Origin of the sequence: Candidatus Enterovibrio altilux (genome assembly GCF_002381345.1) — a bacterium.
GTDB classification, from domain to species: domain Bacteria; phylum Pseudomonadota; class Gammaproteobacteria; order Enterobacterales; family Vibrionaceae; genus Enterovibrio; species Enterovibrio altilux.
The window spans coordinates 1,082,516-1,095,568 of sequence record NZ_CP020660.1 but is presented as its reverse complement, the minus strand read 5'-3'; the positions used below and the strand labels follow the sequence as shown (position 1 = coordinate 1,095,568).

Genomic DNA, 13,053 nt, shown 5'->3' with positions numbered 1-13,053 from the left:
TCAAAGAATTGAGGGCTATCGACAAGTAGGGAAATTATCGTGTCTAATGATCTAAAAATTGGAATGCAATATTGCATACCAAAACGTTTACTTACACGTATTGTTGGTAAACTAGCTGCCGCTAAAGCCGGCCTTCTGACCACAGCAGTGATCAGATGGTTTATACGGCAATACAATGTCAACATAAGTGAGGCAAAAAATTCTAATCCGGCTAGTTATTCTACTTTCAATGATTTTTTTATACGCGAATTAAGGGATGGTGTGCGTTCCTTAAATATTGATCCTAATGTTATCAGTCACCCTGCTGATGCATGCATAAGTCAAGCTGGCACGATCGAGGATGGTTACTTAATTCAAGCCAAAGGCCACTCGTTTGACGCGTGTGAGTTACTAGGTGGCGATGCACAATTAGCTAAAGAGTTTACTAACGGTGAATTCGCAACCTTATATCTATCACCAGGTAACTATCACCGCATTCATATGCCATGTGATGGCACACTTCGCCAAATGATTTACGTACCGGGCACTTTGTTCTCAGTGAGTCCATTGACGACAAAAAACGTACCTAACCTGTTTGCGCGTAATGAACGTGTTGTCTGTATTTTTAATACGGCATTTGGATCTCTAGCACAAATTCTTATAGGAGCAACAATTGTTGGTAGCATTGAAACGACATGGGCTGGCACAATTACGACGCCAACAGACCAAAGCATTCGTCGTTGGGACTACCCAATAGAAGGCGCGCAAGCAGTCTCTTTTAAAAAAGGTCAAGAAATGGGTCGTTTTAATCTTGGTTCAACCGTAATTAACTTGTTCCCACAAGGTGCGATTCGATTCGACGACAGCATTATACCTAACGCGCCAGCATATATGGGTGAGATTTATGCATACCAAACAAAGGAGAGTGTATCGATGCAAAACAAAGATTCAAATGGAGCTCAGCCTGCATAACAGCAAATATTGAGTCTTTGATGTAGAAAGTATTATTATCCTTTTTTTAAACCTAAAATTTATTTAAAAATAAAAAAGTACATCATTACAAATGGTATGCTTATCGTATCATACAATAAAGAATATATTAATTTATTGTATGATACGCAGTTTGTTCTTAATGGATAATGATTATTTCATACTAAAAATTTTATATACCTTCATTGAGAAATTTTAAGTAATGATAACAGTGCTAAGTAAATTGACAGGGCTAGGTATGTTCAAATAAAAATAATTTAACTAATCATGAAACTTGAAAGGCTTTTATCTAAACTCTAATTAAACAAAAAAATTTGTTTTTCTTGCAGGGGAAAGAGTCTGAACGAAGTCACCCCAATCAATGCAAACGGCATATAAATTAGTAATGCTTAAGTTTTTATTCAATCAATAATTTTTTAAAATAGTCAGACATTTAGTTCATTCATTGTGTTAAGTTCAGGTTAGTTAACCTTACCTGTAAATAAAAAAGAACTAAAAAAAACAATGCATATTTAACGCTGCCTACATTAAAGACTAATAAAAAAATAACCTAACACAAATACTGGAAACAATGTGACTAAAATTATGCATTTATTAGTAACGTATTATACATCACACTAAGACAACATAAGGACAACCATTTTAATTAGTATCTGGCAATCTATTCCGTTCATATTTTTTACGGTAATTAATCAGATGTAATCATACCCATAGAATGAAAACGATATTACACCAATAAATCTATCTTTCCCAAATGCTCAACATAGTAGTGATTGCTAATCAGTAGGCACAGCATGCCAAAGAGGCTTTGTTTCCTAATTCGAGTTTAGATAGCAAATCTCAACATGATGCGCTATTAGATAATCACTTTCGTATTAGGCATACCTAGTCTTACCAGACTTATTTAATACTTTTATTATAGCATAAATTTCATTAATATGAGTTGTGTGATTCATTAGACTCAATGTCCCTTCGAGTATTTTTTTACTTGCGCTATTGCTGCCTCTGCTATGGAACGTTTATGATAACCGGCTTTATTTTTTACATAAGAGAACTCAATTTTAATCCAGACTCTAAACAGTTAGGATCACTTAAATATTCAGATCTATGAATCATTTCACTACAAAACTACTAACTGGAAGTAGCATAATCAAGCTTTAATCAATCGTGATTCACTAACATTCTGACTGAATGAAGAAGCTATTCAGCTATGGAGTTAAACTAAACAGGGTAACTATGGGAGACCTCGTTCATTTAGCGATTTAGCCATTACGACGAGCCTCATGGTTAAATGCATATTTTTAATGCCATTGAGAAATCTACCCGGATTCATTAATCCTGTTTTCAAATTTGTTCAACTACCTTTGTCATACCCTCACTATTCATGCATTAGCAAGCGAACCAAAACAATTAACGTCACGCTCAAGACGCAGAATAAAGGAAGCACTCATAACTTAGCCATTGATTCTACGGGACTCAAAGCCTACGGTGAAAGAAGATGGGAAGTCACAAATCATGGTATTGATGGAAAACAGCGAGTCTGGCGCAAGTTACATGTAGCAATAGATATCAATACGCATAAAATAATTGCTGCTGCATTAAGCGGATCACATCTGACTAACAGTCAAGAACTGCCTAGCTTAGCCCGCCGGAAAATTAATAAAATATCAGCTGATGGTGCTTAAAACACCAGACAATGTTACGAAACCCTTCGTATTAAGCGAGCGGTTCCACTCATACCTCCAAAAAAGAATAATTTTTTAAAAACGTGGTTATTCGCGTAATTTGGCGATCAGTTACTAGATATTCCGCCGTTCCAATCTACATTGAAAAACGAGGTACGGTTACCATAAACATATCCTATCAAAAGCGACAATGTTTCGCGTCAAAACTACTCTGAGGACCATTGATCTGGAGGGATTACAATACTCAAATTAGAAAAACCTACGCCATGATAGAAGCGTTAAATAAGCTAGCAGGGCTAGGTATACGTAAAATAAAGCCAATAAAAGCACATACGATAACACTTTACCACAAATTAAAAAATTAAAAATTCGTACATAAGCTATTACTCTTCTACAATAAAAGTATTTGAATTCCTGATATAATTCGAACTTACTGCTTACTTAATATAGTGAGCATAATTTCGACGTCTCAGTATTTATCAGGAAGCCACCTTGCTAAATTTACTCATCACTCAATTCGTTGTACTTTGGGCTGTTATTGATCCCATAGGATCCGTTCCAATTTACCTTTCGCAAACAAGCAATATGACAAGGAAAGAACGTCGCTTCATCGCATTTAAAGCAATCTTAATTTCATTGTGCATCTTGTTATTTTTTCTCGTTGCTGGTCAATTTTTGCTGGAAGCAATGCAGATCCCACTTCCAGCCTTTCAAGCCGCAGGAGGGCTTGTCTTACTCTTATTCGCACTCACAATGATCTTTGGAGAAAGTAAACCAGATCAAAATGAAAAATTAGGTAAATTATCTCAAGCAGATCTTGCCGCCACTGCTGTATACCCACTAGCCGTACCATCAATAGCCTCTCCCGGCGCAATGATGGCTATCGTTATGCTAACAGACAACAACCGTTTTGCTGTTACAGAGCAAGTGATAACTGCCGGAATTATGTTCTTAGTACTGCTTATTACCCTTATGCTACTACTAGGTGCTAATTTTATTCATAAAATTATTGGTCACGTTGGCGCCTCCATCATCAACCGCATTATGGGACTCATTCTTGCCGCTGTTGCCACCAGTAATTTACTTCAAGGCATATTAGATTTTTACTCTTTGTAAACGTTTCAGAACATAGTAAAGCCCTACTGAATGCCATTCAGATCAATATTATAAGGAATTAGATTCAACATAAATGGTCTATGGAGTGCTTGAACAATGCTGCAAATCAATGCGTGAAGTAATACTTATAATTGATGTCATGGGTACGACACATCATCACTAAACTATACAGATTGACACTGACTCCAAATGTAGGTAATGGTTTTACTTAAGTTATGTATTCCAACTTAGTAGGCTACGAATGTATCAAATAAAGAAACGGCTAATAGTTAACTATATTGGAACTTCTCATCTGAATTAAAATGAGTAAATAAAGCCACGTACAGGAGTTTTATTCACTACATCAAAAAACTAAATTATCAATTTACACTCTAAATAGCTAGGTTTACTGAAATATCTAGATCTACGGATAAATTTCGCTACAAAACAACTAACTGAAAGCAGTATAATCAAATTTTAATCAATCACTGTTCACTAATATTCTGGATTTATGCAGAAGACATTCAGTTGTGGAATCAAACTAAGTAGAGTCATCATGAGAGACCTCGTTTATTTAGCGACTGATTCAGTGCGATGGCCCTATAATTAAATGCGTATTTTTAATGCCATGGAGAGGTTAACGAAGAATTCATTAATTTTATTTTTAAATTTATGCAACTACCATTAGCATATCCTTGCTATTCATACATTAACAAGCGAACTAGGATGATTAACCTCATGTGCACAATAAAAAATCAAGGAACCATCCAGCACTTAGCCATTGATTCCACAGTACTCAAAGTCTACCGTTAAGAAGAATGATAAGTGAAAAAAGCATGACACTGATGAAAAATAGATAGTATACCGCAAGTTATATTTAGTTATCAACATCAATGCGCATGAAATCATTGCTGCTGAGTTAAGTTCATTAAATGTGACTAAGATGAAGTTTTACCTAATTTATTTAAATAAATTTTTTTGAAAAATAAATGAGACATGAGGCGACAGTGTTTACACACCAAACAATATTACGAAACCTTTCGTATTAAATAAACGGTTCCAATCATGCCACCATGGAGAGATGCAACTTGTTAGAAAAAAGATCATACACATAATTTAGAGTTTGGTTACCAGAAGTCCTACGGTTCCAATCAACATTAAAAAGAGAAGTATGGTTACCATAAATGTTCCTGTCAGATACGGTAATATTTTAAATCAAAAAGCTATTCGGAGGGACAGAGCGCCTAAGGGATCACAATGCTCAGGTTGGCGAACTCTATGCAATGATAAAATCGTTAAATAAGCTTACAGGACTAAGTATGTTTAAAACAAAAACGAGCGTCCAATAATAAATAATGTTGAATTTACTATCTGAACTCGAACTAGGGAACAAAACAAGTATATTCTTTAATATAAAAGTTATGCTATGAACGTGGCCGCGTTATTTTGATCCATAGCTTGTCATATGAATAATAATCCACTACATTTGCCTATGACGCCACAGTCACTGTACCGCTGCTAGAGTGTGTGCTTCATCACTTGTATACATGGCAATTGAGTGGTAATAGTCTCCGTTTACTAAATAAAAAATTTGACTTTATACCCGCGCAAAGGAGTGGATCATTTTTCAATCCTGAAATACTAAAAAAATGAACCAGGCTTTAGTTGATGTTGATGTTGATGTTGATACATCACTAAATTAATCTTATCAAAAAGGTACCAAAAAATATTTTTTTATGCTTACTATCATTAAATGATGCAGATAAAAATCACTGCCAGTGCTGTTACTAAAAAAGCAATCGCGTAGCACACAATCTTACCTGTGGTTCCAGTGTGAAATTTCAGGTCGTGTATACCATGGTGCAGCCGGTGCATCGCATGCCACATAGGCAAAGCTAATGTACTAATAGTGAACAACGCACCAATGAAACTCATTACAAAACCGATGGCACGCTCGTAGCTTAGTGCTTCCACATCTAGCATACCCAGTGGAGCCATAATGCCTAAAACCAGAATGGTTACAGGCGTGACCATTGCAAACCAAGTACCACCAGCGCCAAATAGACTCCACCATACTGGTTCGTCAGAACGTTTTGGATTCAAGTCAATCATGTTTGCTCTCCTTACATGTATGGTATTAAACCACAAGAAGAATGACAGTTGAGATCATCACAACTACTGCCCATTGAGCTAGCACCATGATTTTGTTGTTAAATTTTTGACCTTTGATACGGATTGGCATTACTTGCGGCATCATACTGAAAAAAGTCTGCGCATGGTATAAGCTGCCAAGCAATGCCACAATATCCATTGCAATCACCACTGGGTTCGCCATAAAATTCAACCAGCGTTGCCATGCGCTTTCACCCATTGCTAAGCTGCCTACACCAAAGGTGAGGAATGCGGTAAAAAAAATTAGAGGCAAGACAGTAGCTTCACGTATCATGTACATACAGTAGAAAGGATTGTCTTTCCACCAAGTACGTCTCATCTCACGAATGTAAGGTTTACGGTTAGACACTCTTATGCCTCCACTTTCTTTAATAAACTCGCAGATTGTAGCATCGCAATCACGAAGTCTTGGGACGACGCTACCTTACCCTGATTAACAGCAGCTGCTGGGTCAACGCTTTTAGGGCACACGGTAGAACAGTAACCCACAAAGGTACAACCCCATGCACCATTTTTACCATTAATCAATTTCATGCGTTCTTTAGTCCCGTTATCACGGCTGTCAAGGTTATAGCGATGCGCCAATGTTAAGGCAGCAGGACCAATAAACTCAGAATTTAGACCAAACTGAGGGCACGCAGCATAGCAAAGGCCGCAATTGATACAGTCGGCAAACTGTTTGTAACGTGCCATTTGTTTAGGTGTTTGCTTGTTTGGACCATCTGCCAGTTTACGATCGTTACCAATGATGTATGGTTTGATCGCTTCAAGACGTTCTATAAATGACGTCATATCAACGATCAAATCTTTCTCTATTGGAAAATTCGCCAGTGGTTCAAGGGTGACGCCATCTGGGCAATTACGCAGAAAAACTTTACATGCCAGCTTAGGCATGTTATTAATCATAAGACCACAAGAGCCACAAATCGCCATTCGGCAAGACCAGCGGTAAGACAAATCTTTGTGGAGGTTATCTTTAATGTAACCCAGCGCATCTAGTACAGACATTGTGTCATCAAATGGCACGTCGAAAATTTGATGATGTGGTTCTTCATCCTTCGATGGATCGTAGCGAAGAACGCTTATTTTTTTGATGTAATTAGCTGACATTATACCCGTTCCTTATCAGCTTTCTCAGCCTGCTTTGCAGCAGTTTCAGCTTCTTCTGCCGCAGCTCCATATAGACGAACTTTGGGTTGAGATTTCGTTATTTTCACGTCGCTATATTTAATAATTGGTGCTGCATCTTGGTTATAGAATGCAAGTGAGTGCTGAAGAAAATTCACATCATCACGTTCCGTATAAGCTTCGTCTAAACGTTGATGAGCACCACGAGACTCTCGACGTTGCAAAGCAGAGTGTACCATTGATTCTGCTACTTCTAGGCCATAACCCACTTCAATGGCATAAAGAAGATCAGTGTTGAACACCTTACCTTTATCTTTAATACTAATGCGTTTATAGCGGGCTTTCAGTTCAGTCAGTTTATTTATGGTTTTTTGAATCCAATCTTCACGGCGATAAATACCACAGCCTGCCTCCATACAATGACCCATTTCTGTACGGATATTAGCCCAGTTTTCTTCGCCTTCTTGATTCATTAGTATATGAATACGAGCTTCAACCTCTTGCACCTGACGTGCAATCTCATTGTCATTCCAACCTGCGAATCTACGTGTCCATTTTACAGCACCTTCACCTGCAACACGACCAAATACAACAAGCTCGGCCAGTGAGTTAGACCCTAAACGGTTTGCACCATGAAGGCCAATAGATGAGCATTCACCCACAGCTAACAAACCTTTGATTGAAGTTTCACATTGCCCATTGGTCTCAATACCACCCATGGTATAGTGTGCAGTTGGACGAATTGGAATTAGTTCTTTAGCAGGATCAACATTGACGTATGCTTTTGCTAATTCACAGATGAAAGGAAGACGTTCATTAAGATTTTTTTCTCCAAGATGACGAAGGTCAAGCATTACCACATCACCTCGCAAGTGTTTTATAGTGTTACCTTTTTTCTGCTCATGCCAGAATGCTTGTGAAACTTTGTCACGCGGACCCAGCTCCATGTATTTATTTTTAGGCTGACCTACTGGTGTTTCAGGACCCATGCCATAGTCTTGCAGGTAACGGTAACCGTGTTTATTCACGATAATTCCACCTTCACCTCGACAACCTTCGGTCATCAAAATACCTGTGCCAGGTAAGCCTGTTGGGTGATACTGCACAAATTCCATATCACGCAGTGCGACACCATGACGATAAGCCATCGCCATACCATCGCCAGTTACAATACCACCGTTAGTGTTACAGTTATAAACACGACCTGCCCCGCCGGTTGCTAAAATGATCGCTTTTGCTTTAATATAAATTAGATCACCTTCAGCCATATGGATCGTAACCAGACCTTGTATTTTATTATCAACAACCAATAAATCGACCACGAAATATTCATCTAGCCGATTTATTTGTGTATATTTAATTGATGTTTGGAACAGAGTGTGCAACATGTGAAAGCCTGTTTTATCTGCAGCAAACCACGTGCGTTCTACTTTCATACCACCAAAACGACGAATGTTAACACTCCCGTTTCCTTTGCGGCTCCATGGACAACCCCACTGTTCCAATTGGATCATTTCGCGAGTGGCATTTTCAACAAAATATTCAACAACATCCTGTTCACAAAGCCAATCACCACCACCAACGGTATCATTAAAATGGTTGTCAAGGCTATCTGCATCTTTGATGACAGCGGCAGAACCACCCTCTGCGGCCACGGTGTGGGAACGCATTGGGTAAACCTTAGAAATTAGTGAAATTTTTAAATTTGGATCTGCTTCGGCAGCAGCAATGGCAGCACGCAAGCCTGAACCACCGGCGCCAATTATAGCGATATCTGTGGTCATAGTTTTCACAGCTATCCTCCAGAAGATTATTAAAAATAAAATAATGCAAAACGCGATTTTTTTCCTAATTTAAGTACAAATAGCAAATTTCAACATGATCTACTATTAGACGAATGCTTTCATTTTCGGCATGCCTAACTTTGCTTAGTTATTTAACACTTTTGTCATGGCATAGCTTTCGCCAATCTCACATTATAATTTTTTAGGATCAATGTCCCTCTGAACGATTTTTTACTCGGAACATTGCCGTCTCTGATAGGGAACGTTTACGGTAATCATACCTCATTTTTCAATGTCTATTTAAGCCCTATAATTTCTAATAACTGATAATGAAATTACCCGTATTCTTTCGTTTTGAAAAAATGATTCCTTTTCTTCGTGAAATAAATGGAACCGTCCGTTTAATACAAACGGTTTCCTAACACTATTTAGGTCGCAATCATCACCGCCTAATATTGCATTGATTCTTCGGCAGGTCTGTTTGAATACATTAAGCAGCACTTCGCCATCAAGCCATGCTTTTTTATTTGCTATTCACCTTCACCATGGTTCTATTTCATAATTTGAATTCAAATAGTAAATCTCCGCATGATTCACCCTTAAATAATCGCTTTAGTTTTAGGCATACTTAGCTTTATTAATTTATTTAACGCTTTTATCATGGCATAGGTTTCACTAATCTGAATTGTGTAATTCCTTAGGATCAATGTTTTTTTCAGTAATGTTTAACACGAATCATTGCTGTCTTTGCTAAAAAATATTTATTTTAAATTTTTTTATTTTTTAAATAAGGGAGCTAAACTTTCAATCAACATTTTAAACAGTTAACGAAAAGCAGTATAATTAAGCTTTAATCCATCGTGGCTCATTCACATTCTGAATTGAGGAAAAGTCATTCAGCTATAAAATAAAACTAAACAAAATAATCATAAAAATTTCGTTTATTGGGCGATTTAGTCATTACTACGGTTCTCATGGCTAAATGCATGTTTTCGATACCATTAAAAGGTATGCAAGGATTAATTCATTAAGTTTTCAAACTTGTTAAACTGCCATTATCATGCCCTCACTATTCATGCATGAGCAAGCGAATCAAAATTATTAACGTCATGTTCAAAGCGAAGAATAAAGCAACCATCCCACACTTAGCTATTGATTCTACGGAACTCAAAGTCTTACGGTGACAGTACATGGAAAGTAAAAAACATGGCACTGATAAGAAGCTGCGGGTCTGACGCAAATTAAATTTAGCGGTAAATATAAGTACGTCTGCAATCATTGCTACTGAGTTAAGGACATCAAATATAACTGACGATGAAGTGCTATCTAACTGGCTCAAATAAAGCCATCTAAGAGTAAATAAAATATCACACAATGGTGCTTACGATTCCAGCCAATGTTACGAAACCCGTCGTATTAAACCAACGACTCCAATCAGCATTGAAAACAAGGCATAGTTACTATAGACATTCCATAGCAAAGATAGCAAGAGTTTAGAATTAAAAAACTACTTGAAGGAACATTGAGCCTAAAGAAACACACAGATCAAACTAGCGAAACCTATGCTATAATGAAAACGTTAAATAAGCTAATAGTACTAAGCATGCCTCACGCAACAATCATTGTCTAATAGCGCATTATGTAAAAATTTACTATCTGAACTAAAGTTAAAAAAATAAAACCTTTCACAGTCATCAATTATTGTCTTACTCTACTCAATTCAGTTCGCATTTCATCAACCACCGCTTTATAATCTGAGTGACTGAAAATGGCAGAACCTACAACGAACATATCTGCACCATTTTCTGCAATTTCACGAATATTATTGACTTTCACTCCGCCATCAATCTCTAAGCGAATATCGTGACCAGACTCGTCAATACGACGACGTACTTTTTGTAATTTATTTAAAGTTTCAGGCATAAATAACTGACCGCTGAAGCCAGGATTAACAGACATCAACAGAATAATATTTACTTTATCCATAATGTAATCAAGGTGATATAACGGTGTGGCCAGGTTAAATACGACACCCGCTTTGCAACCATTTTTTTTAATTAATTGCAGAGTATAATCAACATTATTGCTTGCTTCCACGTGGAAAGTGATAATGCTGGCACCCGCATTAGCAAAATCCGGGATAATGCGATCTACAGGTTTCACCATTAAATGCACGTCAATTGGCGCAATGATACCGTAATCACGAAGTGCTTTACAAATAGGAGCGCCAAACGTAAGATTAGGTACATAATGGTTATCCATGACATCAAAGTGAATGACATCGGCACCTGCAGCCAATACTCTTTCAACGTCTTCACCTAAACGTGCAAAATCCGCCGATAGGATCGAAGGGGCAATGAGAAAATTTTTCATTTTATAGCCTTACTTATACTACTTACAGTAAACATCTAGATAAACAAAATAGATTACTATTATAATGGGTATATGCAACCCATTTATTGCACTAGTTATGGCTCAAAATAGCACCATTATACTCGATTGAATTTCGTTTATTTTATCAGGTTCTCTAGTTGACCACACTAACGTTACTTCCTAACTCAAGTTGAGATGGCAAATTTAAACATACTTCACTATTAAAGAATTGCTTGTATTTTAAGCATACTTAACTTGGTTAGCTTATTTAACGCCTATATCATGGCGAGGTTTCGCTAATCTAAGCATTGTGATTCCTGAAGCTAAATGTTCCTCTGAAAAATTTTAACTCGAGGTATTTGCGTCTATAATAGAACACATTTATGGTAGCTATATCTCGTTTTATAATGTTTATTTAAACTGTATAACTGCTGGTAACTAACCACTAAATGACACGGATGATATTGTTCCCAACAAATTGCCTCTTTTCTTGGTAGAATGAGAGGAGCCGCTCGTTTAATACGAACGATTTCGTAACATTATCTGGTGCCGTAAGCACCATTAGTTAATACTTCATTGATTCTGCGGCGGGTCTGTTTGAGCAAGTGAAGTAGCACTTCACCGGTCATCACATATGATGCACTTACTCAGCAACGATAATTTCATGCGTATTTATCTTTATCGCTAAATGTAACTTGCGCCAGACTCACTGTTTTCCATCAGTGTCATGCTTGTTTGCTTCCCATTCGTCTTCACCGTAAGCGTTGAGCCCAGTAAAATCAATGGTTAAGTGCTGAATGGTCCCTTTATTCTTCGTTTTGAACGATAATGCCGTTTTGGCTTGCTTGCTAACGCATGAGTAGTGAGGGCATGACAACGACCAGTGAACAAGTTTGAAAACAGAGTTAATGAATCCTTACTGACCTTTCAATGACATTGAAAATAAGCATTTAACCATGAGGGTCGTCGTAATGGCTAAACTACTAAATAAACGAGGTTTCCCCATGATTACTTTGTTTAGCTTGATTCCATAGCCGAATAGCTTCTTCATGAATCAGAATGTTAGCAAGCCACGATTGATTAAAGTTTAATTATATTGTTTCCAGTTAACTGTTTTGTAGTAAAGCTTCTTCATAAACCTGAATATTTCAGTTAGTTTAGCTGCTTGGAGTGTTGATTGAAAATCAAGTGCTCTTATTTAAAAAATAAAACTAAATATTTAATGATTTTTAGCAAAAACAGCAAAAATTAAAAATTTATTGGGGGGGACACTAAGCATAAAGCATCACATGGGTCATGTTAACAAAACCTAAGCCATGATAAAAGCGTTAAATAAATTAATAGAATTAAGTATGCCTAATACGTAATCGATTATTTAATAATGAATAATGTAGAGGTTTGTTCTTTAAACTCAAATTAAAAAACAAAGCCTATAAAATAATCAACTGGGCGTAGTATAATCAAACTTTAATCAATCGAGACTCACTGACATTCTAGATTAATGAAGAAACTTATTCAGCTATGATGTAAAATTAAGCAAGGTCATCGTGGAAGACCTCATTTATTTAGTGGCTTAACCATTATAATAGAGCTAGACGTCTGCGATGAAGATCAACAGAAAATAAAAAAGCATGACACTGATGCGAAACGTTGAGTCTAATGCAAATTACAATGCACAGTAGATATTAATACACATGAAATAATTATTACTCAGTTTAGTTCATCAAACGTGATTAATGAAAAAATGTAGCTTCACTTATTTAAACATAATTATTGTAAAATAAATGAGATACTGGCGTGGTGCTTACGGTATAATACTGTATTATAAAGTCATTCATATTAAACGA

At 36.8% G+C, this 13,053-nt stretch carries 8 protein-coding genes and 5 pseudogenes; 5 read left to right on the top strand and 8 right to left on the bottom strand.

The features are described from left to right. The first annotated feature begins 39 nt into the window (after positions 1-39). From asd to BTN50_RS04630, 4 genes and pseudogenes are all read left to right on the top strand, one after another. The gene (gene asd / locus BTN50_RS04645) at positions 40-951 is read left to right on the top strand and encodes an archaetidylserine decarboxylase (RefSeq protein WP_096619202.1); all 912 of its coding nucleotides are present in this window, start codon (positions 40-42) and stop codon (positions 949-951) included. A gap of 1,178 nt (positions 952-2,129) precedes the next feature. After that, positions 2,130-3,019: pseudogene (locus BTN50_RS04640) on the top strand (IS5 family transposase). 127 nt (positions 3,020-3,146) lie between these two features. After that, positions 3,147-3,770: a MarC family protein gene (locus BTN50_RS04635; protein ID WP_096619201.1), complete on the top strand. Its 624-nt coding sequence runs from the start codon at positions 3,147-3,149 to the stop codon at positions 3,768-3,770. 453 nt (positions 3,771-4,223) lie between these two features. Further along, positions 4,224-5,098, top strand: a pseudogene (locus tag BTN50_RS04630) (IS5 family transposase). Between the two features lie 400 nt (positions 5,099-5,498). Here BTN50_RS04630 and frdD read toward each other — a convergent pair. From frdD to BTN50_RS11095, 6 genes and pseudogenes are all read right to left on the bottom strand, one after another. Continuing rightward, the gene (gene frdD, locus BTN50_RS04625) at positions 5,499-5,861 is read right to left on the bottom strand and encodes a fumarate reductase subunit FrdD (protein WP_096619200.1); all 363 of its coding nucleotides are present in this window, start codon (positions 5,859-5,861) and stop codon (positions 5,499-5,501) included. A gap of 25 nt (positions 5,862-5,886) precedes the next feature. Next, positions 5,887-6,270 carry a fumarate reductase subunit FrdC gene (gene frdC, locus BTN50_RS04620; protein ID WP_096619199.1) on the bottom strand — a complete coding sequence of 128 codons (384 nt, stop codon included), beginning with the start codon at positions 6,268-6,270 and terminating at the stop codon, positions 5,887-5,889. Positions 6,271-6,272: 2 nt separating this feature from the next. Beyond that, positions 6,273-7,031, bottom strand: a complete 759-nt coding sequence (locus tag BTN50_RS04615; RefSeq protein WP_096619198.1) for a succinate dehydrogenase/fumarate reductase iron-sulfur subunit — start codon at positions 7,029-7,031, stop codon at positions 6,273-6,275. Further along, the gene (frdA, locus tag BTN50_RS04610; protein WP_096619197.1) at positions 7,031-8,842 is read right to left on the bottom strand and encodes a fumarate reductase (quinol) flavoprotein subunit; all 1,812 of its coding nucleotides are present in this window, start codon (positions 8,840-8,842) and stop codon (positions 7,031-7,033) included. Before frdA ends, BTN50_RS04615 begins: the two co-directional genes overlap by 1 nt. A 291-nt stretch (positions 8,843-9,133) precedes the next feature. After that, positions 9,134-9,334: a hypothetical protein gene (locus BTN50_RS09735; protein WP_151897952.1), complete on the bottom strand. Its 201-nt coding sequence runs from the start codon at positions 9,332-9,334 to the stop codon at positions 9,134-9,136. A 98-nt stretch (positions 9,335-9,432) separates the two neighbouring features. After that, a pseudogene (locus BTN50_RS11095) lies at positions 9,433-9,587 on the bottom strand (IS5/IS1182 family transposase); the annotation flags it as partial. Between the two features lie 99 nt (positions 9,588-9,686). Between BTN50_RS11095 and BTN50_RS09420 the strand changes: the two are divergent. After that, positions 9,687-10,463 (top strand): annotated as a pseudogene (locus BTN50_RS09420) (transposase). Between the two features lie 68 nt (positions 10,464-10,531). Here BTN50_RS09420 and rpe read toward each other — a convergent pair. Further along, on the bottom strand, positions 10,532-11,206 hold the full coding sequence (gene rpe, locus BTN50_RS04600; protein WP_096619195.1) for a ribulose-phosphate 3-epimerase: 675 nt from the start codon (positions 11,204-11,206) through the stop codon (positions 10,532-10,534). A 275-nt stretch (positions 11,207-11,481) separates the two neighbouring features. Further along, positions 11,482-12,287: pseudogene (locus tag BTN50_RS04595) on the bottom strand (IS5 family transposase). Positions 12,288-13,053 lie beyond the last annotated feature (766 nt).

What these genes read in the sequence shown, in the direction of transcription:
- frdD (WP_096619200.1), bottom strand. Translation starts at nt 5,861, where the DNA reads ATGATTGACTTGAATCCAAAACGTTCTGACGAACCAGTATGGTGGAGT.
- BTN50_RS04615 (WP_096619198.1), bottom strand. Translation starts at nt 7,031, where the DNA reads ATGTCAGCTAATTACATCAAAAAAATAAGCGTTCTTCGCTACGATCCA.
- rpe (WP_096619195.1), bottom strand. Translation starts at nt 11,206, where the DNA reads ATGAAAAATTTTCTCATTGCCCCTTCGATCCTATCGGCGGATTTTGCA.